The sequence below is a fragment of the Collimonas sp. OK607 genome (assembly GCF_900111995.1).
Taxonomy (GTDB): domain Bacteria; phylum Pseudomonadota; class Gammaproteobacteria; order Burkholderiales; family Burkholderiaceae_D; genus Collimonas.
The window spans coordinates 17,950-44,143 of record NZ_FOKF01000039.1 but is presented as its reverse complement, the minus strand read 5'-3'; the positions used below and the strand labels follow the sequence as shown (position 1 = coordinate 44,143).

25 protein-coding genes and 2 pseudogenes are annotated in these 26,194 nt (G+C 55.7%); 18 read left to right on the top strand and 9 right to left on the bottom strand.

Translation table 11 applies throughout. From position 1 onward, the window contains the following. The 3 genes and pseudogenes from BM029_RS20925 to fur form a co-directional block, all read left to right on the top strand. Positions 1–505 (top strand): annotated as a pseudogene (locus tag BM029_RS20925) (recombinase family protein); the annotation flags it as partial. Next, positions 453–1,457, top strand: a pseudogene (locus BM029_RS20920) (group II intron maturase-specific domain-containing protein); the annotation flags it as partial. The pseudogenes BM029_RS20925 and BM029_RS20920, both read left to right, overlap by 53 nt. Before the next feature lie 112 nt (positions 1,458–1,569). Next, on the top strand, positions 1,570–1,995 hold the full coding sequence (fur, locus tag BM029_RS20915) for a ferric iron uptake transcriptional regulator (protein WP_092439358.1): 426 nt from the start codon (positions 1,570–1,572) through the stop codon (positions 1,993–1,995). Positions 1,996–2,036: 41 nt separating this feature from the next. On the opposite strand, the gene BM029_RS20910 is transcribed toward fur, so the two are convergent. The 3 genes from BM029_RS20910 to BM029_RS20900 form a co-directional block, all read right to left on the bottom strand. Further along, positions 2,037–2,402: a TfoX/Sxy family protein gene (locus BM029_RS20910; RefSeq protein WP_092439357.1), complete on the bottom strand. Its 366-nt coding sequence runs from the start codon at positions 2,400–2,402 to the stop codon at positions 2,037–2,039. A 17-nt stretch (positions 2,403–2,419) separates the two neighbouring features. Continuing rightward, positions 2,420–3,442, bottom strand: coding sequence for a heat-inducible transcriptional repressor HrcA (hrcA, locus tag BM029_RS20905; RefSeq protein ID WP_092415306.1), 1,023 nt, complete (start codon positions 3,440–3,442; stop codon positions 2,420–2,422). 79 nt (positions 3,443–3,521) lie between these two features. Further along, the gene (locus tag BM029_RS20900) at positions 3,522–4,265 is read right to left on the bottom strand and encodes an HAD family hydrolase (RefSeq protein WP_244545155.1); all 744 of its coding nucleotides are present in this window, start codon (positions 4,263–4,265) and stop codon (positions 3,522–3,524) included. Between the two features lie 67 nt (positions 4,266–4,332). Between BM029_RS20900 and BM029_RS20895 the strand changes: the two genes are divergently transcribed. The 3 genes from BM029_RS20895 to hemH all read left to right on the top strand — a co-directional run bounded on the left by BM029_RS20895 (position 4,333) and on the right by hemH (position 8,180). Next, positions 4,333–5,262, top strand: coding sequence for an NAD kinase (locus tag BM029_RS20895; RefSeq protein ID WP_092439353.1), 930 nt, complete (start codon positions 4,333–4,335; stop codon positions 5,260–5,262). A gap of 81 nt (positions 5,263–5,343) precedes the next feature. Then, positions 5,344–7,014 carry a DNA repair protein RecN gene (recN, locus tag BM029_RS20890; RefSeq protein WP_092439351.1) on the top strand — a complete coding sequence of 557 codons (1,671 nt, stop codon included), beginning with the start codon at positions 5,344–5,346 and terminating at the stop codon, positions 7,012–7,014. 59 nt (positions 7,015–7,073) lie between these two features. Continuing rightward, positions 7,074–8,180 (top strand): ferrochelatase, encoded by a 1,107-nt coding sequence (hemH, locus tag BM029_RS20885; RefSeq protein ID WP_092439349.1) that lies wholly within the window; start codon positions 7,074–7,076, stop codon positions 8,178–8,180. Here the strand turns inward: hemH and BM029_RS25970 are convergent. Continuing rightward, entirely contained in the window at positions 8,142–8,528 is a 387-nt protein-coding gene (locus BM029_RS25970) for a hypothetical protein (RefSeq protein WP_170851165.1), read from the bottom strand. The two genes, hemH and BM029_RS25970, sit on opposite strands and share 39 nt — an antisense overlap. Positions 8,529–8,702: 174 nt before the next feature. On the opposite strand from BM029_RS25970, the gene grpE reads away from it, so the two are divergent. The 5 genes from grpE to can all read left to right on the top strand — a co-directional run bounded on the left by grpE (position 8,703) and on the right by can (position 14,181). Further along, positions 8,703–9,242 (top strand): nucleotide exchange factor GrpE, encoded by a 540-nt coding sequence (gene grpE / locus BM029_RS20875; protein ID WP_170851164.1) that lies wholly within the window; start codon positions 8,703–8,705, stop codon positions 9,240–9,242. Between the two features lie 96 nt (positions 9,243–9,338). Next, on the top strand, positions 9,339–11,273 hold the full coding sequence (dnaK, locus tag BM029_RS20870; RefSeq protein ID WP_092439345.1) for a molecular chaperone DnaK: 1,935 nt from the start codon (positions 9,339–9,341) through the stop codon (positions 11,271–11,273). A gap of 132 nt (positions 11,274–11,405) precedes the next feature. Beyond that, a complete protein-coding gene (dnaJ, locus tag BM029_RS20865) occupies positions 11,406–12,533 on the top strand; it encodes a molecular chaperone DnaJ (protein WP_092415467.1) in 1,128 nt (375 codons plus the stop codon). Between the two features lie 123 nt (positions 12,534–12,656). Beyond that, on the top strand, positions 12,657–13,367 hold the full coding sequence (locus tag BM029_RS20860) for a chalcone isomerase family protein (RefSeq protein WP_244545154.1): 711 nt from the start codon (positions 12,657–12,659) through the stop codon (positions 13,365–13,367). Positions 13,368–13,512: 145 nt separating this feature from the next. Then, positions 13,513–14,181, top strand: coding sequence for a carbonate dehydratase (gene can, locus BM029_RS20855; protein ID WP_092415322.1), 669 nt, complete (start codon positions 13,513–13,515; stop codon positions 14,179–14,181). Between the two features lie 112 nt (positions 14,182–14,293). Here can and purM read toward each other — a convergent pair whose 3' ends face one another. After that, the gene (gene purM / locus BM029_RS20850; protein ID WP_092439342.1) at positions 14,294–15,346 is read right to left on the bottom strand and encodes a phosphoribosylformylglycinamidine cyclo-ligase; all 1,053 of its coding nucleotides are present in this window, start codon (positions 15,344–15,346) and stop codon (positions 14,294–14,296) included. 264 nt (positions 15,347–15,610) lie between these two features. Between purM and BM029_RS20845 the strand changes: the two genes are divergently transcribed. The 7 genes from BM029_RS20845 (at position 15,611) to panB (ending at position 21,674) form a co-directional block, all read left to right on the top strand. Beyond that, positions 15,611–16,693: an AI-2E family transporter gene (locus BM029_RS20845; protein WP_092439340.1), complete on the top strand. Its 1,083-nt coding sequence runs from the start codon at positions 15,611–15,613 to the stop codon at positions 16,691–16,693. A gap of 115 nt (positions 16,694–16,808) precedes the next feature. Beyond that, positions 16,809–17,504, top strand: coding sequence for a DnaA regulatory inactivator Hda (gene hda / locus BM029_RS20840; protein ID WP_092415328.1), 696 nt, complete (start codon positions 16,809–16,811; stop codon positions 17,502–17,504). Between the two features lie 2 nt (positions 17,505–17,506). Further along, complete coding sequence (locus BM029_RS20835) at positions 17,507–18,181, top strand: histidinol-phosphatase (RefSeq protein ID WP_092439367.1); 675 nt, start codon at positions 17,507–17,509, stop codon at positions 18,179–18,181. Further along, the gene (pcnB, locus tag BM029_RS20830; RefSeq protein WP_092439338.1) at positions 18,178–19,557 is read left to right on the top strand and encodes a polynucleotide adenylyltransferase PcnB; all 1,380 of its coding nucleotides are present in this window, start codon (positions 18,178–18,180) and stop codon (positions 19,555–19,557) included. The genes BM029_RS20835 and pcnB overlap by 4 nt, the downstream gene beginning before the upstream one ends. Further along, positions 19,554–20,063, top strand: a complete 510-nt coding sequence (gene folK / locus BM029_RS20825; protein ID WP_092439336.1) for a 2-amino-4-hydroxy-6-hydroxymethyldihydropteridine diphosphokinase — start codon at positions 19,554–19,556, stop codon at positions 20,061–20,063. Before pcnB ends, folK begins: the two co-directional genes overlap by 4 nt. A 106-nt stretch (positions 20,064–20,169) precedes the next feature. Then, the gene (locus tag BM029_RS20820; RefSeq protein ID WP_092439366.1) at positions 20,170–20,817 is read left to right on the top strand and encodes a deoxynucleoside kinase; all 648 of its coding nucleotides are present in this window, start codon (positions 20,170–20,172) and stop codon (positions 20,815–20,817) included. Positions 20,818–20,819: 2 nt separating this feature from the next. Continuing rightward, complete coding sequence (gene panB / locus BM029_RS20815) at positions 20,820–21,674, top strand: 3-methyl-2-oxobutanoate hydroxymethyltransferase (protein WP_170851163.1); 855 nt, start codon at positions 20,820–20,822, stop codon at positions 21,672–21,674. 167 nt (positions 21,675–21,841) lie between these two features. On the opposite strand, the gene BM029_RS20810 is transcribed toward panB, so the two are convergent. The 4 genes from BM029_RS20810 to BM029_RS20795 form a co-directional block, all read right to left on the bottom strand. Continuing rightward, positions 21,842–22,714 carry a proteasome-type protease gene (locus tag BM029_RS20810; protein WP_092439334.1) on the bottom strand — a complete coding sequence of 291 codons (873 nt, stop codon included), beginning with the start codon at positions 22,712–22,714 and terminating at the stop codon, positions 21,842–21,844. 126 nt (positions 22,715–22,840) lie between these two features. Next, on the bottom strand, positions 22,841–23,653 hold the full coding sequence (locus tag BM029_RS20805) for a transglutaminase family protein (RefSeq protein ID WP_092439362.1): 813 nt from the start codon (positions 23,651–23,653) through the stop codon (positions 22,841–22,843). An 8-nt stretch (positions 23,654–23,661) separates the two neighbouring features. Next, positions 23,662–24,678, bottom strand: coding sequence for an alpha-E domain-containing protein (locus tag BM029_RS20800; RefSeq protein ID WP_092439332.1), 1,017 nt, complete (start codon positions 24,676–24,678; stop codon positions 23,662–23,664). Between the two features lies 1 nt (position 24,679). Next, positions 24,680–26,095 (bottom strand): circularly permuted type 2 ATP-grasp protein, encoded by a 1,416-nt coding sequence (locus tag BM029_RS20795; protein ID WP_092439330.1) that lies wholly within the window; start codon positions 26,093–26,095, stop codon positions 24,680–24,682. Positions 26,096–26,194: the final 99 nt, after the last annotated feature.

Below are 26,194 nucleotides of genomic sequence, written 5' to 3'. Positions count from 1 at the left end.
TATGATGGAGCGCAATGAGAAGCGTGGCTTTGACACGAGCAACCTTGAAAAGCAGCGGCTGCAGTTGGAAAAAGGTAAATCCCGGCTGATCGACAGCTATGCAGACGGTATCATCGATAAGACCGACTTCGAACCGAAGATGCAGCAGTTGAAGAATCGGCTTGAGCAGATTGACCAGCAGATCTTTGAGTCCAGGCAGCAAGGGGCGGTGCAAAGCGAGCTGTTTCTGGTCATAAGTCGACTCGAGGAATTTGCGGGCGCCGTGACCGAAAAACTTGATACGATTGATCTTGAAACGAAGCGCAGGATCGTGTTGGGTCTGGTCAAGCGCGTCGAAATCCATAAGGATGAAATCGTCGTTGTGTTCAGGATCGACCCGCAGCCGGGGGCGCACGCCAGCGAAAATTCGAATGAATCAAACGATGGAGTAAAAAGTATGCAACATTGTAAGCGGCGTAATCAGCCCTGCATTAGCAAATTGGACGCTGAATGGCTTGGAAACTGAACTTCACCAGTATCTTGGAAAGAAATTTGGTATCACCAAAGCCCTGAAACTGAAGGTTGCTGTCGTAAGGTACGCGGACGATTTTGTTGTGACCGGCGCTTCACAAGAGTTGCTGGAAACAGAAATCAAGCCGTGGATAGAATCATTCCTGGCAACACGAGGACTGCGACTGTCTGCGGCTAAAACCAAAGTCATACACATCACTGAAGGTTTCGATTTTCTGGGGTGGAATTTTCGGAAATATGCTCGCAAGAAATCCGAGATACTACTGATTAAGCCTAGTAAGAAAAACGTGAAGGCGTTTTATGAAAAGCTCAGAAATATCATCAACGACAATCTGGGTGCCAAGCAGGAAGATCTGATTCGGCTGTTGAACCCCATGCTACGAGGCTGGTCGCAGTATCACAGCCCCGTGGTTGCTAAAGAAGCGTTCTCACGCATGGAATCGTTGCTGTTCTGGCGATTGATGCGGTGGGCGAAACGTCGTCATCCAATGAAGAGCGGAAACTGGATTCGCCAGAAATATTGGCGGTCAGTCGGCAATCGGGGTTGGGTGTTTGCTACGGATGTCACTAACAAAGATGGCAGGAAGGATGTCATGGAATTGTATTCGCTTGCGAGTACTCCCATCGTCTATTGCAAGAAAATCAAAGGGGAATACAACCCCTATGACCCGGAGTGTGAAATGTACGGCGAGACCCTTCGTCAGGAGCGTATGGTGAAATCCATGCGATACCGAAAAGAGTGGGTTAAACTCTATGTTGATCAACGAGGCTTGTGTGCGATATGCGGGACCGAGATGGACCTTGACACCGGTTGGCACAACCACCACATAGAATATCGTGTGAATGGTGGCTCCGATGTTCTGGGAAATCGCGTTCTGCTGCACCCGAATTGCCATGCGCAGGTGCATAGCCTTGCTTTGAAAGTTGTAAAACCGGTTCCTGTATAGGAACTTTTGTTCTGCTTGAGCCGTGTGCGATGAAAGTCGCACGCACGGTTCTTAGGGGGGAGGGATTCCGGTAACGGGTCCTTCCTACCCTCCATCCATTTGTGACCAAAACATGCCGAACAATCCATCCGAACTAAAAGCCAGCGGCCTCAAAGCCACCTTGCCACGCCTGAAAATCCTGGAAATTTTCCAGAATAGCGACGTGCGTCACCTGAGTGCCGAAGACGTCTATAAAATTTTGCTAAGCGACAATCTAGATGTCGGTCTGGCAACTGTGTACCGTGTCCTGACGCAATTCGAACAGGCGGGACTGTTGCAACGCAACCACTTTGAAACCGGCAAGGCCGTGTTTGAACTCAACGAAGGCTCGCATCACGACCATCTGGTTTGCCTGGATTGTGGCCTGGTTGAGGAATTTTATGACGAAGAAATTGAAAAACGTCAGAAAGTCGTTGCCAAGGAACATGGCTTTGAAATCGCCGACCATGCGCTGGCTTTATACGGCCATTGCCGGGATTGCCGTAAGAAAAAAGGGTGACCGTAATTTAACGGTAGGGTGGGCACAAAGGCGTGCCCACCCTACGAGCGTTTGCGGGGTTTAGGCGCCAGCTTGGCGTTGGCCTTACGCACCGCAGCCGCATAAGCAAGCCGCGCCCACGGCGTCATCGCAGCTGCGGCATCCATGGCGTCTTCAGGCGCCGACCAATAGCTCGTTTCAATCGACTTCCCTCTGCTTTCGGTGACGAAAGGCCGGCAACCGGCAGCCGCGAATTGCGGCCGGGTTTCCTCATCAGTCTTGAGAAACAGGGCGCCATCGGCAACCAGAGCGATCATCACGCTATCGTAGTAAATGCCATGGCCGCCAAACATCCTGCGGGCGCTAATAGCGCCAAGCGACGCCAGCAGCTCGCGGATATAGTCGATGATTGCGTCGTTTTTGGACACGTTGCCGGCAACCGTAATCAGCTGTGGCTCAACGCATTCGACAGCAATTTGGCGGTGATATTCACAATCGGAATCACCCGCTCATAGGCCATCCGGGTAGGACCGATCACCCCCAGCGTGCCGACGATCTTGCCGTTGACTTCATACGGCGCGGTCACTACGCTCATTTCATCCATCGGCACCAGTTGCGATTCGCCGCCGATGAAAATCTGGACGCCGGTCGCCTTGCCCGAGATGTCGAGCAATTGCATCAAGCTGGTTTTGTGTTCGAACATGTCGAACAGCTTGCGCAAGGAATCCATATTGGACGACAGGTCGGTAACGCTGAGCAGGTTGCGCTCGCCCGAAATCACCACTTCGTCGCTATTGTCGGTCATGGCGTCGCTGCCGGCTTCTACTGCCGCCTGCATCAGCCAGGTCATGTCGTCGCGCAGCTTACGCAACTCGCCTTGCAGGCGCATGCGGACGTCGTCCAGGCTGAGGCCGCCGTAATGCTGGTTGATGTAGTTGGCGGCTTGCACCAGCTTGGCTGGACTGTAATCGACATCGGTCAGCAGCAGCCGGTTCTGGACGTCGCCGTTGGGGCTGACGATCACCAGCAGGATGCGTTTTTCCGAGAGCCGCAGGAATTCGATTTGCTGGAAGATCGATTCGCGCCGCGGCGATAGCACTACCCCGGCAAAATGTGAGAGAGATGACAATACTTGTGCCGCATTGGCAATGATCTTTTGTTGCGAATTTGGCTGCAGGCGGGCCTGCATTTTGGACTCCAGCGCGCTTTCGTCAATCGGTTCAACCGTCAGCAAGGTATCGACGAACATGCGGTAGCCGCGCGGCGTCGGCACCCGGCCGGCGGAAGTGTGGGGGCTGGCGACGAAACCCATTTCTTCCAGATCCGCCATGATGTTGCGGATCGTCGCCGGCGACAGTTCCAGGCCGGAAATCTTGGACAGGGCGCGCGAGCCAACCGGCTGGCCGTCGGCGATGTACCGTTCGACCAGAGCTTTTAGCAGGGTTTGAGCGCGATTATCTAGTTGCATATGGGTCTATTTTAACGAGCGCGGGGCTTGTATGCCAGCCGCTTATGAACGCACTTAATGCACTTATACACTGTTTTTGTCAGCCAATTGCAGTTTGTTCCAGCCATGCTTCCAGCTCATGCAAGCTGGTGCAACAGGCTTGAGCGCTGACGCCGGCCGGCAGTACGCGGTCAAAACGGTTGATCCAGACCGCCCGCAAGCCCGCTTGTTGGGCGCCGACCACGTCCAGCAACGGATCATCGCCGGCATATACGGTTTCTTCCGGCGTCACATTCAAGGCTGCGCAAGCTGCGTGGAAAATGCTTGGGTCGGGTTTGGCGCAGCCAAAGCTATGCGCTGCGATCGATGTCTGGAAATGCCGGGCCAGGCCGATTTTGTCAAGATCGGCAAAGCCATTCGAGACCGTGCCCAGCAGCAGGCGGTGGCGTAGCTGCAGGCGGGCCAATACCGGTTCGACGTCGTCGAACAGCGTCACGGCATGCCGCGCCTCGGAAAATACCGCCATCGCCGCATCCACTTTGCGGGCGTCTTCGCCGACGCTGTTGAAGCTGGCGGTCAGCGCCGCGTGGCGCAATCTCCAAAGATCGAATTTGAAGACCGGGTTGGTCGCCGCCAGATCCAGGCGTTGCTGACGCAGGCTTTCTATCGTGAATTGGCGGGTAACTGCAGGGGCATGCTCGCGCATCCAGTCAAACAGCAATTGTTCGGCGCGTGCAATCACCGGCACGATCGGCCACAGCGTATCGTCGAGGTCGAACAGCACGGCCTTGATGGCAAGCGGTTTGCCGGGCCGGGATGGTGGGAAGATGGTTGAATTACTCATAAGATTATTAGCAGGCGCCATGTGCGTATCCTTCATTGCAAGCCTAAATTATGGTCTAATCGGCAGCATGCGGCCTATAAAATCATCTTCTCAACCCGGATCATCAACCTCCATGCCGAAAACCATTGCTATCGTCGGCAAATATTTTGCAGTCGGCATCTCCGAATCGCTGACCGAAATCGTCGATTTCCTGCAAGATCGCGGTCACCACGTGGTGCTCGAAGCCGAGACCGCGCAGAATGTCGCGATGGCCGGCATTGCCGCCATGACCCCGGCCGAGATAGGCGAACAGGCTGACGCCGCGATTATTGTCGGCGGCGACGGCACCATGCTCGGGATCGCCCGTCAGCTAGCGCCGTATAACGTACCTTTGATTGGCATCAACCAGGGACGGCTCGGGTTTATTACCGATATTTCGCTGGAGCGGATGCTGCCGGTGCTGGGTGAAATGCTGGATGGGAATGTCGAATCGGAGCGCCGCAGCCTGTTGCAAGGGGCGGTCATGCGCGACGGCAAGCAAATCTTCAGCGCCCTGGCATTCAACGATGTAGTGGTGTCGCGTGGCGCGGCTTCCGGCATGGCGGAACTGATGGTCGAGGTCGATGGCCGCTTCATGTATAACCAGCGTTCCGATGGTTTGATCGTGGCGACGCCGACCGGTTCCACCGCTTATGCCTTGTCTGCAGGCGGGCCTTTGTTGCATCCTTCGCTGGGCGGCATCGTGCTGGTGCCGATTGCGCCGCATGCGCTGTCGAACCGGCCGATCGTGATTCCGGACAGCAGTGAAATCGTGATTGAAATTGTGAACGGTCGCGACATGAGCGCCAATTTCGACATGCAGTCGCTGGCCAGCCTGCAGCATGGCGACCGCATACTGATACGGCGTTCCGAACACACTATCACCTTCTTGCACCCGGCCGGCTGGAGTTATTACGACACCTTGCGGCAAAAGTTACACTGGAACGAATATCCGTCGGCGGAAGGGCAACTGAAGTAAATCATTTGTATTTGTAATTCATTCGCAAGTCATTTTTCAACGCTATTTTTACACCCATTTTTAAGCCACTTCCACATTCTCATGTTGCGCACACTTTCCATACGCGATTTTGTCATCGTCGACGCCATAGAACTTGAGTTCGCCGCCGGCTTTACCGTTTTCACCGGCGAAACCGGCGCCGGCAAGTCGATCCTGATCGATGCCCTGGCTTTGGCGCTGGGTGGCCGCGGCGACGCCAGCGTGGTACGCGAAGGCGCGGCCAAGGCCGATGTGACGGCGGAATTCACACTGGCCGGCGCGGCTGACGGCGAGGTTGGCGACTGGCTGGAGCAAAACGAGTTTGCCAGCGAGGAAGGCGTGATCCTGATGCGGCGCGTGATCGACAATGCTGGCCGCTCCAAAGCCTTTATCAACGGCGTTGCGGCAACCGCCGCGCAACTGCGTGAGTTGGGTGAAATGCTGGTCGATATTCACGGTCAGCATGCGCATCAGTCTCTGTTGAAGAGCGATGCGCAACGCCTCTTGCTGGATGGGCAAGCTGGACTGCAGGACGATTTGCTCACGCTGGCGGGCGCCTTTAAAAGCTGGCGTTCGCTGGCGCGCCAACGCGAAGAGTTTGAAACCAATGCAAAGAATGTATTGCTGGAACGCGAGCGGTTGGAGTGGCAGGTTGGCGAGCTGGAAAAACTGGCGGTCAAACCAGGCGAATGGGATGAAATCACTAATGAACACAGCCGCTTGTCGCATGCCGCCAGCCTGATCGAAGGAGCGCAGGAAGCACTCAACGTGATTTCCGAAAATGATGCCAACGATACACCGCCGATGTTGTCGCAATTGTCGGCGTTGAATCAGAAAATCGGCAAGCTGGTCGATGTCGACAGCAGCCTCAAGCCAGTGCTGGAAGCGCTGGAGCCAGCCCGTATCCAGTTGCAGGAAGCGGTCTATGCGCTGAACGATTATTTGAGCAGGGTCGAGCTTGATCCGGCGCGGCTGCATCAGGTTGAAGACCGGATGGAAGCGATCCATTCGGCAGGCCGCAAATTCCGCCTGGCGCCGGACGAACTGCCGCAAGAGCTGGAGACGCTGTCAGCGCAACTGCGTCAACTGGCGGATGCCAGCGATCTCGACGCCATGCGGGCGCAAGAAGAAAAGTTGAAAGCCGCGTATCTGGCGTTGGCGCAAAAAATGTCGAAAGCGCGCGCCAAGGCGGCCCAGGCGCTGGGCACGGCAGTCACTGCGGCGATGCAGGATTTGAGCATGAGCGGCGGCCGTTTCGCGATTGCATTGAATCCCTGCGAAGCGGCTAGCTATGGCGTCGAGCAAGTCGAGTTCCTGGTTGCCGGTCATGCCGGCGTGGCGCCTCGGCCTTTAGCTAAAGTGGCTTCGGGCGGCGAACTGGCACGGATCGCGCTGGCGATTTCAGTGATTACCTCCAGCGCCACAGCGACGCCGACCTTGATATTCGATGAAGTCGACAGCGGCATCGGCGGCGGCGTGGCGGAAGTGGTCGGGCGTTTGTTGAAGCGCCTGGGCCAGGATCGCCAGGTATTGTGCGTGACCCATTTGCCGCAGGTTGCCAGCCAGGCCAATCAGCATTTCCAGGTCAGCAAACAAAGCCTGGGCAACAAGACGGTGTCGGCGATTGATGGCCTCGATGCCAAGAACCGGATTGAAGAAATCGCCCGCATGCTGGGTGGCCTGGAAATCACCGCAACCACGCGCAAGCATGCGCGTGAATTGTTGGCACTCTAGATATTCGTGCTCTAGATACCGGCACTCTAAATCGGCTCTCATTTTTCGGGTATCCCCGCATGGCATTTCGTAAAGAACCTCCTTTCACGCATGGCAAGACCGGTAAAACCGCAGTGCTGCTGGTCAATCTGGGTACGCCGGATGCACCGACTACCAAGGCGGTGCGTTCTTATCTGAAGCAATTCCTGTCCGATCCCCGGGTAGTGGAAATTCCGCGGGCGATCTGGTGGTGGATTTTGCATTGCGTGATCCTGCCGTTCCGTTCCGGCAAGTCGGCGCACAAATACGCCTCTATCTGGAGCAATGAGGGTTCGCCGCTCAAAGTTCACACCAGCAAGCAGGCGATCTTGTTGCGCGGGTATCTGGGCCAGCGCGGGCATCAGGTACAAGTGGCTTATGCCATGCGCTACGGCGCACCGCCTATAGCGGAAGTGCTGGACCAGTTGAAAGCAGACGGTTGCGAGCGGATCCTGGTCTTGCCGGCGTATCCGCAATATTCGGCCACCACCACGGCGTCGATTTACGACGCGGTATTTGCGCATTATGCGCAAGTGCGCAATGTGCCTGAATTACGTTTTATCAAGCATTATCACGATCACGAGGCTTATATCCAGGCGTTGAAAGAGTCGGTGCTGGCCTATTGGGCCATGCACGGCACGCCGGACAAGCTGATCATGAGTTTTCATGGCGTGCCGAAGCGCACTTTGTTACTGGGCGATCCCTATCATTGCGAATGTCAAAAAACCGCGCGCTTGCTGGCGCAAGAGCTGGGGCTGGGGCCTGAACAATATCAACTGACCTTCCAGTCGCGCTTTGGCAAGGCGGAGTGGCTGCAGCCATATACCGCGCCGACTTTGCAGAAGCTGGCAAAACAAGGTGTCGGCCGTGTCGACGTGATGTGTCCCGGTTTTACCAGCGATTGCCTGGAAACACTGGAGGAAATCGCGATAGAGGCGAAACAGGATTTCCTCAAGGCGGGCGGCAAGGAGTTTCATTTCATCGCTTGCCTGAACCAGTCGCCGGCCTGGATTTCAGCCATGGCCAGTGTGGTAGAGGAACATCTGATCGGCTGGCCTACGCATCTGACAGAGAGCGAACGGGAGGCCTCGAAACAACAGGCGGAAGCCTCACGGCAGCAAGCTGTGCGCCTGGGCGCAAGCCAATAAACCCTGGTTTGCTGCAGAAATTTTGAGTGGATGTGCGCCGCTCCGACAAGGCGCAATTATAATGAGCGCCCAATGTCGGGTGCGCATGAAGGATTGTTGCTCATCTTGCAATTGGCAAGTGCAGAACCAATTAGCTATAGTCAATACAATGCGACCAGTTGCGAATAGCTGATCCAGCTTGCTGCCAGCAAAATATAAACGACCAGAAGCGCGGATATTAGCGATAGTTTCATGATATTCCCCTTTTTTTAGTTGCTGCGGGTTAATTTTTTCTGTTTGAGTCCACACCTTCAGCATAGTTCCAATGTCGCGTTGCAGCAAACCTTTGGCAGGTAAATTTTGTTTCAATTTGTTGCCGGACGTTGATCCTGCCGCCATCCTTTATTCATTAGGGTTGGGACGAAGCTCAGGACAAAATCGGGTGCGCGTTTTTATCCCCTGATTTAACCCTTGAAAAAATAGGGGTATAGCCTCATTTGGCTTCCTATACTTAGTAAATTATTGATTGTTGGAGATTTTTGAATGGAACACATGGAAAATCAGAACGAACAGGCGCAAACGGAAAAAAATCCTGTTGCCGAAGATGCAACGGTAATTCCTGAATCCACGCTGGAAATCCAGTTGTCGGAAGCGCAAGCCAAGATCGCGGAAATGCAAGATGCGTTCTTGCGCGCCAAAGCCGAAGCAGAAAATACTCGTCGCCGCGCTCAAGAAGATATTGCACGTGCGCATAAATTTGCGATCGAGGGATTTGCCGAAGCGCTGGTGCCGGTCAAGGACAACCTTGAAATGGCCCTGAAAATCGAAACACCGTCGATTGAGTCGATCAAGGAAGGCGTGGAAATGACGCTCAAGCAGCTGTCTTCAGCTTTCGAAAGAAATCGTTTGCTGGAAATCTCGCCGCAAGTAGGTGAAAAGCTCGATCCGATGAAACACCAGGCAATTTCAACCGTGCCTGCTGAGCAAGATGCCAATACCGTGGTGACGGTACTGCAAAAGGGATACACCATTGCCGACCGCCTGTTGCGGCCTGCACTGGTCGTGGTGGCCCAAGCAAAATAAAAAAATGTGCGCATTTTAGTGCTTGAAAGCGCTGCTTTGCTCCCTATATTCAGACCATCAAAACATTAATCAAATATTCAGTAAAGGACATACACCATGGGTAAAATTATCGGCATTGATTTGGGTACCACCAATTCTTGCGTTTCGGTTATCGAAAACGGTCAACCGAAAGTGATCGAAAACTCGGAAGGCGCACGTACCACGCCTTCCATCATCGCTTATCAAGAAGATGGCGAAATCCTGGTTGGCGCTCCAGCCAAGCGCCAGGCTGTCACTAACCCGACCAACACGCTGTACGCAACCAAGCGTCTGATCGGCCGTAAGTTCGACGAAAAAGAAGTACAAAAAGACATCGCGCTGATGCCTTACAAGATCATCAAAGCCGACAACGGCGATGCATGGGTTGCCGTACGCGATCAAAAACTGGCGCCGCCGCAAATCGCTGCGGAAGTGCTGCGCAAGATGAAGAAGACGGCAGAAGACTACCTCGGCGAAGAAGTCACCGAAGCCGTGATCACCGTGCCTGCTTACTTTAACGACGCACAACGCCAGGCAACCAAGGACGCCGGCCGTATCGCCGGTCTGGACGTCAAGCGCATCATCAACGAGCCGACAGCGGCTGCGTTGGCATTCGGTCTGGACAAGGCAGAAAAAGGCGATCGCAAGATTGCCGTGTATGACCTGGGCGGCGGTACTTTCGACGTTTCGATCATTGAAATCGCCGATGTCGATGGCGAAAAGCAATTTGAAGTGCTGTCCACTAACGGCGACACTTTCCTCGGCGGCGAAGACTTCGACCAACGCATCATCGATTACATCCTGGACGAGTTCAAGAAGATCAACGGTATCGACCTCGGCAAGGACGCGATTGCGCTGCAACGCATCAAGGCATCGGCTGAGCGCGCCAAGATCGAATTGTCGTCCTCGCAACAGACCGAAATCAACGAACCGTACATCGCCATGGCGAACGGCGCACCGGTCCATCTGAACCTGAAGATGACCCGCGCCAAGCTGGAATCGCTGGTGGAAGAACTGATTGCCAAGACTATCGAGCCTTGCCGTATCGCGATCAAGGATGCCGGCGTCAAGATTTCCGACATCCACGACATCATCCTGGTCGGCGGCATGACCCGTATGCCTAAGGTGCAGGAAAAGGTTAAGGAATTCTTCGGCAAGGATCCACGCAAGGACGTTAATCCGGATGAAGCCGTCGCTGCTGGCGCTGCGATCCAGGGTTCGGTCTTGTCGGGCGACCGCAAGGACTTGCTGCTGCTGGACGTGACTCCATTGTCCCTGGGTATTGAAACCATGGGCGGCGTGATGACCAAGATGATTCAAAAGAACACTACTATCCCGACCAAGTTCAGCCAGGTGTTCTCGACCGCCGACGATAATCAGCCGGCCGTGACCATCAAGGTTTTCCAAGGTGAGCGTGAGATGGCTGCCGGCAACAAGGGCTTGGGCGAATTCAATCTGGAAGGGATCCCGCCAGCATCGCGCGGCACGCCGCAGATCGAAGTTACCTTCGACATCGACGCCAACGGCATTTTGCACGTGGGCGCCAAGGATAAGGCAACCGGCAAGGAAAACAAGATCACGATCAAGGCTAACTCCGGCCTGACCGAAGAAGAAATCCAGAAAATGGTGCGCGACGCCGAGGCGAATGCCGAAGAAGACAAGCGCCTGAAGGGATTGGCTGAAGCGCATAACCAAGGCGATGCACTGGTCCATTCGACCAAGAAATCGCTGACCGAATACGGCGACAAGCTGGAAGCCGGCGAGAAGGCAAGCATCGAAGCGGCGATCAAGGAACTGGAAGAAGCATTGAAGGGCAGCGACAAGGCCGCCATCGATAATAAGACAGCCGCCCTGACCACTGCCGCGCAAAAGCTCGGTGAAAAGATGTATGCCGACATGCAGGCGCAGCAAGCTGCAGCAGGTGGTACCGAAGCCGGTGCTGCCGGTGCAGAAGCCAAGCCGAAAGAGGACGACGTAGTTGACGCCGACTTCAAGGAAGTGAAAGACAAGTAAGATCTTCGTCAGCGCTGGTTTGCCGGTCTTCAATTTGCAATTTGAATCGGTAAACCAGTGCGAGGAATCGCCGGGCAGATGCTGTTGCAGCACTGTTCGGCGTTTTCGCTTAAACAACAGGGTATAGAAAAGATGGCGAAGCGTGATTTTTACGAAATTCTGGGTGTTGCAAAAAATGCTTCTGATGATGAAATCAAGAAGGCATATCGCAAACTCGCAATGAAACATCATCCGGACCGTAATCCGGATAGCAAAGGTGCGGAAGACAAATTCAAAGAGGCGAAAGAAGCCTACGAGATGCTGACCGATCCGCAAAAGCGCGAAGCCTATGATCGCTATGGCCATGCCGGCGTCGACCCTAACATGGGTGGCGGCGGTGGCGGTGGCGGCGGTTTCGCCGATGCATTTGGCGATATCTTCGGCGATATTTTCGGCGGCGGCGGTGGCCGCGGCGGTCGTGGCGCTGGCCCGCAAGTGTATCGCGGCGCCGATTTGCGCTATAACCTCGAAATTACGCTGGAACAAGCGGCACACGGCTTCGACACCACGATCCGCGTGCCTAGCTGGGATGAGTGCGAACCCTGCCACGGCAGCGGAGCCAAACCCGGTACGGAACCGATCACCTGCCCGACTTGCGGCGGTCACGGCCAGGTCAGGATGCAGCAAGGCTTTTTCAGCATCCAGCAGACTTGCCCGAAATGCCACGGCAACGGCAAGATCATTCCTGAGCCATGCACATCCTGCGCCGGCGCCGGCCGTATCAAGCGCAACAAGACACTGGAAGTGAAGATCCCTTCCGGTATCGACGACGGCATGCGGATACGCTCTTCCGGCAACGGCGAGCCAGGCATGAACGGCGGCCCGACCGGCGACCTGTATGTGGAAATCCACATCAAGCCGCACGCGGTATTCCAGCGCGAAGGCGACGATCTCCATTGCGAAATGCCGATCTCGTTTGCCAAAGCTGCCTTGGGCGGTGAAATCGAAGTACCGACATTGAACGGTAAAGCGTCCTTCACGATTCCAGACGGCACTCAGTCAGGCAAGACCTTCCGTCTGCGCAGCAAAGGCATCAAGGGCGTACGCTCTGGCTATGCCGGCGATTTGTTCTGCCACGTCGTGGTGGAAACGCCGGTCAAGCTGAGCGACAGGCAGAAAGAATTGCTGCAAGAGTTCGAACAACTGACCAGCGAAGGCGGCGCCAAACACAGCCCGCAGAGCAAATCCTGGAAAGACAAGGTAAAAGAGTTCTTCGAGTAAATACGCCTGCTCTGAACCGCATGAAAGCCGCCAACCGCGTAAGGTTGGCGGCTTTTTTTTTGCATTTTGCCTTCATTGCCTTCGTTGCTTTAGCCGATGCTCTGGCAACGGTTAACAAATTCCTTGTTGCATAATTTTGTTCTGCTCTCTATTCTGTATAGTGCAATAATAAAACGATCGTTCTTTTATTTGCGATCAGCACAAACCCACCATATACAAACCATAGGGGGAGACATGAAAGTAGTTGCTCGTTTGAAGCGTGCAGGGGCTTGTGCCTGCGTATTTTCCGCACTGGTGTTGGCGCAGAGCGCATTTGCGCTGGATGTAGGCGGCGTCAAGATCGACGAAACAGCCAAAGTCGGCAATCAGGACTTGAAGCTCAACGGCGCCGGGATCCGCTATAAAGTCATCTTTAAAGTCTATACCGCCGCATTGTATTTAGCTGATAAAAAAACCACTGTGCCGGACGTGCTGGCTGCCCCTGGAGCACGGCGTATCGAGCTGGTCATGTTGCGCGATGTCAGCAGTGAAGACTTCAGTCGCGCTTTCATGGCGGGCATCCAAAACAATGTGGATAAAGCAGACAAATCGAAGATCATCAACCAGTTGCTGAAATTTGGTGAATTGTTTGCTTCGATCCCAGAGCTGAAAAAGGGAGACGTGTTGACGACCGACTGGATTCCAGGAGTCGGTACGCAAATTCACTTCAACGGCAAACCGGTGTCCGAGACTTTGCCAGATCAGATTTTTTATAATTCTTTACTGAAAATCTGGCTGGGTGAAAAGCCTGCCGACAGCAAATTGAAACTCTCCTTGTTAGGTCAGCCGGGATAGGTAAGGCCGAAGGGAATAGCGACTATCGGCCAAAAAGAGGATAAAAGCCGATGGGATTTGCCAAGTTTCTATAAAATAAGGCCTAGGATGTCTTGCATGTATTGTACAAATAACATGTAGATGGAACTTTATTGAATAGAAACCGATGACAGCAAACAACAAGCAATCCCTGACCCGAGAAGATCTTTTCCAGAGAAACCGTGAGTGGGCGGCTGGTATGACCGCCCGCGATCCGGATTTTTTTAAAGTACTGGCGTCACAGCAGGCGCCAGAGTATTTCTGGATTGGGTGTTCCGACAGCAGGGTGCCGGCAAATGAATTGCTGGGCTTGCTGCCGGGTGAGTTATTCGTTCACCGCAATATCGCCAACGTGGTTGCGCATAGCGATTTGAACTGTTTGTCGGTATTGCAGTTTGCGGTGGATGTACTGAAGGTAAAACACGTATTCGTGGTTGGCCATTACGGCTGCTCCGGCGTGCATGCGGCACTGACCAAGCGCCGCGTCGGACTGGCCGATAACTGGCTGCGTTATGTCGAGGACGTGCATCAGAAGCATGAGCGCTATCTCGGTGACGTGTTGCCGGAAAGCGTACGCCATGATCGTCTGTGCGAGCTCAACTCCATGGAACAGGTCGCCAACATCTGCCGCACCACAATCGTCCAGGATGCCTGGGACCGCGGCCAGCCCCTGACCATTCATAGCTGGGTGTATAGCGTGCGGGACGGCTTGTTACGCGATCTGGAAGTCACTGTCAGCTGTATGTCCGACCTGGACAAGGGCATGGCGGCAAGTCTGAAGCGTTACGAAGATTAAAATCTTCACTGCAATCACCTGCAATCATTAAGCAAAAAAAAAGACGACCGGTAAATTGGTCGTCTTTTTTTCGTCTTTTTTATTCCACGCTATGGTGGATGTCGGGCAAAGATCAGACTACGATAGTCTGCGCCTCACCCTCGGCACGCGCACGAATCTCACCAATCCGGCTAACAGTTTCCCCTGCAGCTTGCAATTGCGCCATCGCGGCGTCGGCGTTTTCCTTGGCGACGATGACTGTCATGCCGATGCCGCAGTTGAAGACCCGATGCATTTCCGCGTCGGCAACCTGGCCGTGCTGTTGCAGCCAGGTGAACAGTGGTGGCATGGTCCAGCTGGTGCTGTCCAATACTGCAGTCAGGTTGTCTTGCAGCACGCGTGGAATGTTTTCCACCAGGCCGCCGCCGGTAATATGCACCATGCCCTTGACCTCCATCGACGCCATCAGCGCCAGCAATGGCTTGACGTAAATGCGGGTAGGTTCCATCAGCACGTCGGCCAGCTTGCGGCCGTGGAAATCGGCATCCAGGTCAGGCTTGGCAACTTCAATGATCTTGCGCACCAGCGAATAGCCGTTGGAATGCGCGCCCGACGATGCCAGGCCCAGCACTACATCGCCCGGCACGATCTTGGTGCCGTCGATCAGCTTGGATTTCTCAACCGCACCGACCGCGAACCCGGCCAGGTCGTATTCGCCATCCGGATACATGCTCGGCATTTCAGCGGTTTCGCCGCCGATCAGTGCGCAACCTGCCAGCTCGCAACCTTTGGCGATGCCCTTGATGACATCGGTGGCGCTCGGTACATCGAGTTTGCCGCAAGCGAAGTAATCGAGGAAAAACAACGGCTCGGCGCCTTGCACCAGGATGTCGTTGACGCTCATTGCAACCAGGTCGATGCCGACCGTGTCGTGGCGTTTGAGGAGGAATGCCAGCTTCAGCTTGGTGCCGACGCCGTCGGTACCGGAGACCAGTACCGGCTCCTTGAATTTCTTGCTGATCTCGAACAAGGCGCCGAAACCGCCGATGCCGCCCATCACGCCCTCACGCATGGTGCGTTTGGCGAACGGCTTGATTGCCTCGACCAGGGCGTCGCCAGCGTCGATATCGACACCGGCGTCACGATAAGAGAGTGGCACGTTGGAAACGTTTGAAGTGGAAGTCATGATGTGATTGGCGGCAGAGGCGGTAAAATAGGAGAAATTCGGCCACGCATCGGATTTGCATCACTGTACTTAGTTGTACCAAGTGTTGTAAATCAGATCAAATAACCGGCCAAAAACAGCCAAACAAGAGGTAAAACAGCGGGAAATACAGCTTTTCCCAGGGTTTTGTCTTGTTTTTTAGCTTATCAATCGCTTGGTTTCGGCCAGGTTATTGCGCGGTAAAAGCGGTATTTTATCAAACCGATCCATCAAACTTTCGATTCCATGCCATTTTCTTTTACCGACGAACAAAAACAAACGGCTTTGTGGCTAGGAATTGGGCTACTGATTGTGGCATTAATGGTCGCGTTGGGGCCGATCCTGACGCCTTTCATCGCCTCCGCCATCCTCGCCTATGCACTTAATCCGGGGGTCGACTGGCTGTCGCGCAGACGCATCGGCAAATATCCGTTTCCGCGCGCACTGGCGGTGCTGATCGTGATACTGCTGCTGGTGTTCGCGATCCTGGCGGTGATCCTGATCGTGATTCCGGTTTTGCGCAAAGAATTTCCTTTGCTGCAAGACCAGATTCCGAACTTCCTCAACAAGCTGGATGGTTTCATCGGCCCGCATTTGCAGGATTTCGGCATCAATGTACGGCTGGACGGCACCGGCATCAAAGAGATGCTGACCAAGCAGCTGTCGACCAGCGGCGATGAAATCTGGACTTCGGTACTAGCCTCGGTCAAGGTTGGCGGCACGGCGGTGCTGGGCTGGCTGGCCACGCTGCTGCTGGTGCCGGTGGTACTGTTTTACCTGCTGCAGGACTGGCATTCGATCGTCGCGCGCGCGAGCCGGCTGGTGCCGCGCCGCTGGCAAGGCAAGACCGGCAACATGACGCAAGAGGTAGATAGCCTGCTGGCGCAGTATTTACGCGGCCAATTGCTGGTAATGTTGGTTCTGGCGATTTATTATTCGACCGGGCTGGCAATTGCCGGGTTCGATGTGGCGTTGCCGGTGGGCATTATTACCGGTTTGCTGGTATTCATCCCCTATGTCGGTTTCGGCCTTGGATTGGCGCTGGCGTTGATCGCCGCGATGTTGCAGTTTAGTGGCTGGCATGGATTGATTGCGGTCGCTATCGTTTATGGCATCGGCCAGGTACTCGAAAGTTTTATCCTGACGCCGCGCCTGGTAGGCGAGCGCATCGGCCTGCATCCACTGGTCGTGATTTTCGCGTTGATGGCCTTTGGCCAGTTATTCGGCTTCGTCGGGATACTGCTGGCGCTGCCATGTTCAGCGATCATGTCGGTGGTGGTCAAACATGTCCGCGCGCATTACTTGAAAAGCAGTTTTTATAATACATAGAATAGATAAGTAGCGGTTGCTCCTTGCCCCGCCAGTAACCGGCTAAAGAAACAAGAAATCTGGAGCAACATTGCTCCCCAATTGATTAAGTAATAGTAATAGTGAAGAAACAAGAATGAGGCAGCTAACGCTGGACATTACTGCGGATGAGCCGCAGACCCTGGCCACTTTCGTGGTCGGGCAGAACCAAGAAGCCTTACAGTTCTTGCAGCGTCTGGTCGCGCCTTCGACAAAATCCCTCACCGCACCAGGCGACCGTTTTGTATACCTTTGGGGCCAGGCCGGCGCTGGCAAAAGCCATGTGCTGCAGGCACTGGCCAGCAGCACCAATGCACGCTTGATCCACGGTCCCAACGACGACGCCGAGGCGTTCAATTTCTCGCCGGATGTACCAGGTTACCTGATTGACGACTGCGATAAATTATCGGCCGACGACCAGATCGAAGCTTTTAACCTGTTCAACCAGATTCGCGAGCATGGCGGCTGGCTGATCACCAGCGGCGAGCTGCCGCCGTCCGAACTGAGCGTACGCGAAGACCTGCGGACGCGCCTCGGCTGGGGCCTGATCTATCAGTTACACGGTTTGAGCGATCAAGAAAAAATCGCCGCCCTGACGCATGCGGCGCAGGTGCGCGGCCTGCATCTGTCGAGCGGCGTGTTACCCTACCTGATTACGCATTTCCGGCGCGATATGCGGTCTTTATCGGCCATGCTGGACGAGCTGGACCGCTATTCGCTGGAGACCCAGCGCCCCATAACGCTGCCTTTGCTACGCAGCTTGTTGCAACTCGAATCCGAAGATAAACAATGACCATGAACCTGGCTCTATTTGACCTTGACCACACGCTGCTGCCCGTTGACTCCGACTATGAATGGGGGCAGTTCCTGGTACGCATCGGCGCGGTAGATCCGGACGCTTTTGAAAAGAGCAATGCCGAGTGGTTTGCCCAATACCAGGCAGGTACGCTGGATCCGGTCAAATACCTGGAATTCGCGTTCGGCACATTGTCGAAATTTCCACGCAAGCAGCTCGATGCCTGGCATGAACAATTCATGAAGCAAGTGATCGAGCCGCAAATTACCCCGGCTGCGCGCGCCTTGCTGCAAAAACATCAGGATGCCGGCGACCTGGTAGCGATAGTAACGGCCACCAACAGCTTCGTGACCGAGCCGATCGCCAAGGCGCTGGGTGTCGATTTCCTGATCGCCTCGGACCCGGAAACCACCGGTGACGGCGAGATTACCGGCAAGCTGGCAGACACGCCGACTTACGGTCCCGGCAAAGTCACCCATACCCATGCCTGGCTGGCCACCATGGACATGACGCTGGCCAGCTTCCCGCGCAGTTATTTCTATAGCGATTCGCACAACGACCTGCCGTTGATGCTGCTGGTCACCGACCCTGTTGCCACCAACCCCAACGCCTTGTTGAAAGCGCACGCAAGCGCGAACGGCTGGCCAATCCTGAATTTATTCGACGCGCAATGATCAAGAAGCTGATTCGCTCCATCCTTGGGAAAAAGAAAAAAGATCCCACCAAACCGTTGATACTCGGCCCGAAACAGCACGGCATCGATCCGAAACTGGTTTCCTCCAATGCGATTCGCGTCACCAAGACGCTGCAGGATGCCGGCTATAAAGCCTTCATCGTCGGCGGTGCGGTGCGCGATCTGTTGCTGGGTGTGAAACCGAAGGATTTCGACGTTGCCACCAACGCCACGCCGGAACAGGTCAAGCGTTTGTTCCGGCGCGCTTTCATCATCGGCAAGCGGTTTCAGATCGTGCATGTGATGTTTGGCCAGGATCTGCTTGAAGTCACCACTTTCCGCGGCGCTTCATCCGACGGCTCGCCGAAAGACGAGCACGGCCGTGTCTTGCGCGACAATACCTTCGGCGAGCAGCATGAAGATGCGGTGCGGCGCGATTTCACGATCAATGCGATGTATTACGATCCGGCCACCGAGAGCGTGCTCGATTACCACGGCGGCATCGATGATATCCGCGCCAAGACCTTGCGCATCATCGGCGATCCGGAAGCCCGTTTCCGGGAAGATCCGGTGCGCATGCTGCGTATTGTGCGCTTCGCCGCCAAGCTGAAATTTACGATCGATCCGGCCACCCGGGCGCCGATACCGGTGATGGCGGCGTTGATCGATAACGTCCCTGCGGCGCGGGTATTCGATGAAATGCTGAAGCTGCTGATGAGCGGCCATGCGCTGGCTTGCTTGCAACAATTGCGCAAGGAAGGGCTGCATCACGGTTTACTGCCGTTGCTCGACGTGGTGCTGGAGCAGCCGCTGGGCGAAAAGTTCGTAACGCTGGCGCTGGCGAATACCGACGTCCGCGTGCAACAAGGCAAGCCGGTTTCTCCCGGCTTCCTGTTCGCCTCGTTGCTGTGGCACCAGGTGCTGGAAAAGTGGACTGCGTACAAGGCAGCCGGCGAATTCCCTATTCCGGCGCTACATCTGGCAGCAGACGATGTCCTGGAAGCGCAAACCGACAAGCTGGCCCTGCAACGCAAGATAGCTTCCGACATGCGTGACATCTGGGCCATGCAGCCGCGCTTTGAACGTCGCACCGGCAAGGCCCCATACAAGCTGCTGGAGCATCTGCGCCTGCGCGCCGGCTACGATTTCCTGCTGTTGCGCTGCGCCTCGGGCGAGATCGATAGCGAAATCGGCGAATGGTGGACCGCTTTCATGGAGGGCGACAGCGCTGAGCGCGAAGTGCTGCTGGCGCAAAAACCGAAAGTAGCGGCCGAAGCTGCGCCGCCTAAAAAACGTCCGCGCCGGCGTGGATCGCGCAGCGGTGCCAAGACCGCCAATCCGGGCGGCCGCAGCAGTGACGATCAGGGTGGTCAATGACAGCGATGGCTTCCGCTACCTTGTCTGCTGAACTGATCACCGCTTATATCGGCATAGGCGCCAATCTGGGCGATGCCAGCGCCCAGGTCCAGCGCGCCATCCTGCAACTCGGCAAGCTGCCCGACACCAGCCTCGACACACAATCCAGTTTGTTTTGCACAGCGCCGCTGGACGCCGGCGGCGACGATTACATCAACGCTGTGGCGCGTGTCAAAACCCGCCTGAGTGCGCATGCCTTGCTACAGGGATTGCAGCAGATTGAGCAGGATTTCGGCCGCCAGCGTCCATATCCGAACGCCCCGCGCACGTTGGACCTGGATCTGCTGCTCTACGGCCAGTCGATCATCGCGGACGAGGTGCTGACGGTACCGCACCCGCGCATGACACAACGTGCCTTCGTCTTGATTCCGTTATTGCAGATCGATCCCTTCATCGTCATTCCCAAGCACGGCCCGGCACATCAGTTTGCCCCGCTGGTAGCGGATCAGGCTATCCGTAAAGTATAAGAATCCGTATGGTCGCCTGCCGGATGTGCCAGCTTCTGGCACACTGTCCTCTTCACGCATCTCTTCACGCATGCTGCACTCCACTCTCAAACGCGAATTTAGACAGATGAATTTAGATAGCTACAAGTACATCGTCGTAGAAGGCCCGATCGGGGTCGGCAAGACCACGCTGGTGAACAAGATCGCCATGCACCTGGGCGGTAAAGTCTTGCTGGAGCAACCGCAAGCCAACCCCTTCCTGGAAAAATTCTACCGTGACGCCCCGCGTTACGCGCTGTCGACACAAATGTTCTTCCTGTTCCAGCGCATCAACCAGCTGCGCGAATCGGCACAGAATGACTTGTTCGACAGCCCCAGCCACCTGGTCGCCGATTTCATGCTGGCCAAGGATCCGATTTTCGCCAGCCTGACGCTGGCTGACGAAGAACTCAAGCTCTACCAGCAAATGTATGAACATTTGCGGCCGCAGGTGGCGACGCCGGACCTGGTGATTTACCTGCAAGCAGAGCCGGAAACCTTGGTGGAGCGCATCAAAAAACGCGGCATCGAAATGGAAGCCGGCATTTCGCATGAATACCTGGCGCGCCTGTGCGAAAGCTACAGCCGCTTCTTTTATCACTACGACGATGCGCCGCTGCTGATCGTCAATAACGAACATCTGGACCTGGCCGGCAATGAAGCCGATTTCAGCTTATTGCTGGCCCGCATCGACGGCATGCGCGGCAAGCGTGAATTTTTCAATCGTGGAGAATGACAATGGCAGGATATATACAAGGCACCGACCCAGCTAGCGATCCGGCAGCGAAATCAGCTACCCGCAGCAAATCGATCACCATCCCGGCCCTGCAAGCCTTGCGCGAAAAGGGTGAAAAAATCACCATGCTGACTTGCTACGATGCCAGCTTCGCCGCCTTGATGGATCGTTGCGGCGTTGAAACCTTGCTGATCGGCGATTCGCTCGGCATGGTTTGCCAAGGCCACAACTCGACCTTGCCGGTAACCATACAAGAGATCGTGTATCACACCGCCAGTGTGGCGCGCGGCAATCGTACCGCGTTGGTGCTGGCCGATCTGCCGTTCGGCACTTACGCCACGCCGGAAAGCGCATTCGAGAACGCGGTGCCGGTGATCCAGGCTGGCGCGCAAATGGTCAAGATCGAGGGCGGTGCCTGGCTGGCGCCCACCGTGCGTTTCCTCACCGAACGCGCGATTCCTGTCTGCTGCCATCTCGGCCTGACGCCGCAATCGGTGCATCAGATGGGGGGCTACAAGGTACAAGGCAAATCGACCGCGGCAGCCGAACAGTTGAAGGCAGACGCTCTGGCGTTACAGGCAGCGGGCGCCAGTTTGCTGGTGCTGGAAGCGATTCCGGCAGCGCTGGGCAAGGAAGTCAGCGACCTGCTGAGCATCCCGACCATCGGCATCGGCGCCGGCCCGGATTGCTCCGGCCAGGTACTGGTGATGCACGATCTGCTAGGTGTTTTTCCCGGCCATAAAGCCCGTTTCGTGAAAGACTTCATGCACGGTCAGACCAGCATCGATGCGGCCGTGTTGGCGTATGTCAGCGCGGTGAAGGACAAGTCGTTTCCGGCGCCTGAACATTGCTTCTGAGTTTTTTATTCGTAGGGTGGGCACGCTTTTGTGCCCACGCGTGACCGCGATAACCGGAGTACGGACCCAAGTGGCACGGAAATAGGCATGTGCGTGGAGTGAGTTCACGCGTGGGCACAAAAGCGTGCCCACCCTACTTCTTTTTCCACCTGACAGGCAGCGTGAAATTAATGCTGCTTGCCGTTGGCTCCCTGTGCCAGCGTTTGCAGCGGCGGCGGCGGGCTCTCGGTGCTCAGTTCTTGCGGCGCCATCACCACCAGCGGTTCGCTGCGCGAGCCTTGTGCCGACAGCACATTGGAGGTGGTTTCCGGATTGGCATTCCAGACCGGATCGGCGATGCCGTCGAATACGCTTTTGAGTTGTTTGCCCCAGTTTTCCCGGATCATCTGGAAGTACTGGTTCTTTTCGCCGATCGTCACAAAGCGGGTGACTGCCAGCGTATCGTTTTCATACAGCAGCATATCCAGCGGCAAGCCCACCGAGACGTTGGAGCGCAGGGTCGAGTCCATCGAAATCAGCGCACATTTTGCCGCCTCGTCAAGCGATGAGGAAGGCGTGATGACGCGGTCAAGTATCGGCTTGCCGTATTTGGATTCGCCGATCTGGAAGTAGGTATTTTCGTTGTGCGATTCGATGAAATTGCCGGCCGAATAAATCTGGAACAGGCGGCAACGCTCGCCTTTGATCTGGCCGCCGAAGATAATGCTGACGTTGAAATCGATGCCGAATTTTTCCAGTGCCGCCGCTTCGCGGTCATGCACGGTGCGGATTACCTCGCCGACAATTTGCGCAGCCTCGTACATCGAGTCGGCGGTCCAGATGGTCTTGCCGGCGGCGTTCACGCGCTCACCGATGATTTCCTTGATCGACTGTGAAATAGACAGGTTGCCGGCAGTCATGAAGACCATCAGGCGTTCGCCCGGGTTTTCGAACACGCTCATCTTGCGCGCGACGGCGACGTGGTCGACTCCCGCATTGGTGCGTGAGTCGGAAAGAAAAACCAGGCCGGAATCGAGGCGCAGGGCTACGCAGTAAGTCATGATGTGTGAGAAAAATACAAAGTCGAGATTTTACAGTAAGCCAAATCCGTATCCTGGTCAGATTGCCACAGTTTGTTAGTCATGTAACAAACTTTCACGAATTAATCCTGAATTAAAGCCCCTGACTCATTGATCTGATGGCAGCGCAGAAACATTAACCTGCACGGTCAACGTTTCCTCGCCGCCACCGCGCCGTACCCCGCGTACCGGCGCAGCCGAATCGTAATCCCGTCCAATTGCCAGTCTGCAATAGTTATTGCTGGCAAAGCACGCATGGGTCACATCGATACTGATCCAGCCGGAAAAGTCATGTTCCTCTACCCATACGTCCACCCAGGCATGGCTTTCCGCATGACTGGTGTTGCCGGGGTCGATATAGCCCGACACGTAGCGCGCCGGGATGCCTGCCGTGTGGCAGCAAGCCAGGAACAGGTGGGCGTGATCCTGGCAGACGCCTTGTCCCAGGGCCAGCGCATCGTCGGCGCTGGTGGTCACTGCAGTCGATCCGCTCTGGTAGGCCACGGCCGCACAGATGGCTTGCGCCAGGTCCAGTAGCTGCGTGTTGCCGGCGCCAGACTGCAGGTGCCGATGCGCAAAATCCATCACGGCTACGGTGGGCTGCGTCAGTTGCGTCGGCACCGTAAATACCAATGGCGAAAATTCGCCCGGTTGCGGCAGACGGCCCAGATGCAAGGGAGCGATCGCGACCGTACCTTCGGCGACGATGCGCACTTCGTGGTGCGGTCTGGTAATGGTCAGCGTGTGGCTTGGATTGCCGAAGGCATCGGTGAAAGGATGACGCGTACCCGAACTCCGGATATTCCAGGCCAGGGTACGCTGCTGCACTTCCGCGCGCGGCGTCAGCCGCAGCTGCTGAATCGTGTAGGTCAGCGCTGCGGTGTAGTGATAAACCGTTTCATGCCGGATAGTCAGTAGCATGTCAGGCATCAGGTGTTGAGAGGCACCAGGAAATCGCGGCTGATGCGATTGCCGAGTTCGAAAATACGCTCGAAGAACTGCGTCAGGTAATCATGCAGGCCGGCGTCCAGGATCTCGTCGAGACTGCTGAACTTGAGATCGGCATGCAGCTTTCCGGCAAAACGCTCGGTGTCGGCAGAAATGTCGTTTTGCACATGTTTCAGATTGCCGACCACTTGCGTCATGCAGGCCAGCAATGAGCGCGGCATGTCCGGCCGCAGGATCAGCAAATCAGCCACGCGGGCCGGGGTGATCACGTCGCGGTACACCTTGCGGTAGATTTCAAAACCGGACACCGAACGCAGAATCGCCGCCCAGTAGTAGAAATCCACCTGCGGTTCGGCGATCGCATCCTTGCGCTCCTCAGCATGCCGCTGTTCGGTGCTTTGTTGCTGGCCGTTTTGATGATTTTTCTTGTACTGGCCTTTTTTCGCTCCGTGGAATTTGACATCGATGATGCGCGCGGTATTGTCAGCGCGCTCCAGGAAGGTGCCAAGGCGGACGAAGTGAAACGCTTCGTCTTTGAGCATGGTGCCGATGGTCACCCCGCGCGACAGATGCGACCGGTGTTTTACCCATTCAAAAAATTCGCTCGGATTCCGCTCCAGCGCATCGGTCTGCAAGTAACCTTGCATCTTGATCCAGGTGGCGTTCTGGATTTCCCAGGCTTCGGTAGTCAGCGCGCCGCGCACCGCGCGGGCGTTCTCGCGCGCTTGTTTCAGGCAGGATGCGATCGAGGAAGAATTGCTCGGATCGCGCACCATGAAATCAATCACGTCTTTTTGCGTTAGCACGCTATATTTTTTATCGAAAGCCTGCTGCAGTTCGGAAATGCCAAGGATTGCGCGCCAGCCTATTTCCGCATCTTCAACCGATTGCGGCAACAGCCCGGTTTGCACGTGCACGTCCAGCATGCGTGCGGTGTTTTCTGCCCGCTCGGTGTAGCGGGACATCCAGAATAAATGATCGGCGGTGCGACTGAGCATGTTATTTCTCCAGAATCCAGGTGTCTTTGGTGCCGCCGCCTTGGGAAGAATTAACCACCAGCGAACCTTCCTTGAGGGCGACGCGGGTCAGGCCGCCACGCACCAGGGAGACTTTTTTCCCGGACAGCACAAACGGCCGCAAGTCGAGGTGGCGCGGCGCGATGCCGGATTCGACATAGGTCGGGCAAGCCGATAAAGCCAGGGTCGGCTGGGAAATATAACCGTCCGGCTTGGCGATCACGCGCTGGCGGAAATCTTCGATTTCCTGCTTGGTTGAAGCTGGTCCGACCAGCATGCCGTAACCGCCGGCGCCGTGCACTTCCTTGACGACCAGGTCCTTCAGGTTATCCAGGGTGTACTGCAAATCGTCTTTTTTGCGGCACTGGTAAGTCGGGACATTGTTCAGGATCGGCTTCTCCGACAAATAAAACTGGATCATGTCGGGTACGAACGGATAGACCGATTTGTCATCGGCGACACCGGTTCCGATGGCATTGGCCAGCGTGACATTACCGGCGCGGTATACTGACAGCAGGCCGGGCACCCCGAGCGACGAATCGGGACGGAAGGCGAGCGGATCGAGATAATCGTCGTCGATCCGGCGATAGATCACGTCGACCCGTTTCGGGCCGCGCGTGGTGCGCATGTAGACCGCGTTATCGTTGACGAACAGATCCTGGCCTTCAACCAGTTCCACACCCATTTGCTGCGCCAGGAAAGCATGTTCGAAGTAGGCCGAGTTATACATCCCAGGTGTCATCACCACCACGGTTGGATCGGTAACGCCAACCGGCGCCACCGAACGCAGGTTATCCAGCAGCATGTCAGGATAGTGATCGACCGGCGCAATCTTGTGGCGCAAGAATAATTCGGGGAACAGCCGCATCATCATCTTGCGGTTTTCCAGCATGTAGGACACGCCGGAAGGTACCCGCAGATTATCTTCCAGCACGTAAAATTCACCCTGGCCGGCACGTACGATATCGACCCCCGCAATATGCGCATAGATATCCGAGGCAACCGAGATGCCCTGCATTTCCGGGCGATACTGGGCATTGCGGAAAATCTGTTCAGCGGGGATCACGCCAGCCTTGACGATGTTCTGGCCATGATAGATATCATGGATGAACATGTTGAGCGCCTTGACGCGCTGTATCAGGCCGGCTTCGAGTGTAGCCCACTCCTGCGCATGGATGATGCGCGGGATGATGTCGAAGGGGATCAGACGTTCGGTGCCGGCATCGTTGCCATAGACCGCAAAGGTAATACCGACGCGACGGAAAATCAGGTCGGCTTCGGCGCGCTTGCGGGCGATGGTTTCAGCGGTCTGAGCGTTGAGCCAATTGGAAAATTCGTCATAGTGCGGGCGCACGGACGATTTGCCATCGGAGTACATTTCATCGAAAAAATTTGCCATGATCTTGCTTTGCTGTGGTTTGATCGGAAACTATCAAGTAGCTATCAAGAAGCGTGCCTGTTGCACGCTGCTGGCTGACGTTTAAGCTTTGGCTCGTGT

Excerpts from the sequence above, each read along its gene's own strand:
- recN (WP_092439351.1), top strand. The coding sequence starts at position 5,344 with ATGTTGCGCACACTTTCCATACGCGATTTTGTCATCGTCGACGCCATA.
- BM029_RS20835 (WP_092439367.1), top strand. The coding sequence starts at position 17,507 with ATGAACCTGGCTCTATTTGACCTTGACCACACGCTGCTGCCCGTTGAC.
- hda (WP_092415328.1), top strand. The coding sequence starts at position 16,809 with ATGAGGCAGCTAACGCTGGACATTACTGCGGATGAGCCGCAGACCCTG.
- hrcA (WP_092415306.1), bottom strand. The coding sequence starts at position 3,442 with ATGCAACTAGATAATCGCGCTCAAACCCTGCTAAAAGCTCTGGTCGAA.
- purM (WP_092439342.1), bottom strand. The coding sequence starts at position 15,346 with ATGACTTCCACTTCAAACGTTTCCAACGTGCCACTCTCTTATCGTGAC.
- can (WP_092415322.1), top strand. The coding sequence starts at position 13,513 with ATGACAGCAAACAACAAGCAATCCCTGACCCGAGAAGATCTTTTCCAG.
- dnaK (WP_092439345.1), top strand. The coding sequence starts at position 9,339 with ATGGGTAAAATTATCGGCATTGATTTGGGTACCACCAATTCTTGCGTT.
- BM029_RS20845 (WP_092439340.1), top strand. The coding sequence starts at position 15,611 with ATGCCATTTTCTTTTACCGACGAACAAAAACAAACGGCTTTGTGGCTA.
- hemH (WP_092439349.1), top strand. The coding sequence starts at position 7,074 with ATGGCATTTCGTAAAGAACCTCCTTTCACGCATGGCAAGACCGGTAAA.
- BM029_RS20795 (WP_092439330.1), bottom strand. The coding sequence starts at position 26,095 with ATGGCAAATTTTTTCGATGAAATGTACTCCGATGGCAAATCGTCCGTG.
- BM029_RS20895 (WP_092439353.1), top strand. The coding sequence starts at position 4,333 with ATGCGGCCTATAAAATCATCTTCTCAACCCGGATCATCAACCTCCATG.
- fur (WP_092439358.1), top strand. The coding sequence starts at position 1,570 with ATGCCGAACAATCCATCCGAACTAAAAGCCAGCGGCCTCAAAGCCACC.
- BM029_RS20820 (WP_092439366.1), top strand. The coding sequence starts at position 20,170 with ATGAATTTAGATAGCTACAAGTACATCGTCGTAGAAGGCCCGATCGGG.
- grpE (WP_170851164.1), top strand. The coding sequence starts at position 8,703 with ATGGAACACATGGAAAATCAGAACGAACAGGCGCAAACGGAAAAAAAT.
- BM029_RS20800 (WP_092439332.1), bottom strand. The coding sequence starts at position 24,678 with ATGCTCAGTCGCACCGCCGATCATTTATTCTGGATGTCCCGCTACACC.
- pcnB (WP_092439338.1), top strand. The coding sequence starts at position 18,178 with ATGATCAAGAAGCTGATTCGCTCCATCCTTGGGAAAAAGAAAAAAGAT.
- BM029_RS20900 (WP_244545155.1), bottom strand. The coding sequence starts at position 4,265 with ATGAGTAATTCAACCATCTTCCCACCATCCCGGCCCGGCAAACCGCTT.
- folK (WP_092439336.1), top strand. The coding sequence starts at position 19,554 with ATGACAGCGATGGCTTCCGCTACCTTGTCTGCTGAACTGATCACCGCT.
- dnaJ (WP_092415467.1), top strand. The coding sequence starts at position 11,406 with ATGGCGAAGCGTGATTTTTACGAAATTCTGGGTGTTGCAAAAAATGCT.
- BM029_RS20805 (WP_092439362.1), bottom strand. The coding sequence starts at position 23,653 with ATGCTACTGACTATCCGGCATGAAACGGTTTATCACTACACCGCAGCG.
- panB (WP_170851163.1), top strand. The coding sequence starts at position 20,820 with ATGGCAGGATATATACAAGGCACCGACCCAGCTAGCGATCCGGCAGCG.
- BM029_RS20810 (WP_092439334.1), bottom strand. The coding sequence starts at position 22,714 with ATGACTTACTGCGTAGCCCTGCGCCTCGATTCCGGCCTGGTTTTTCTT.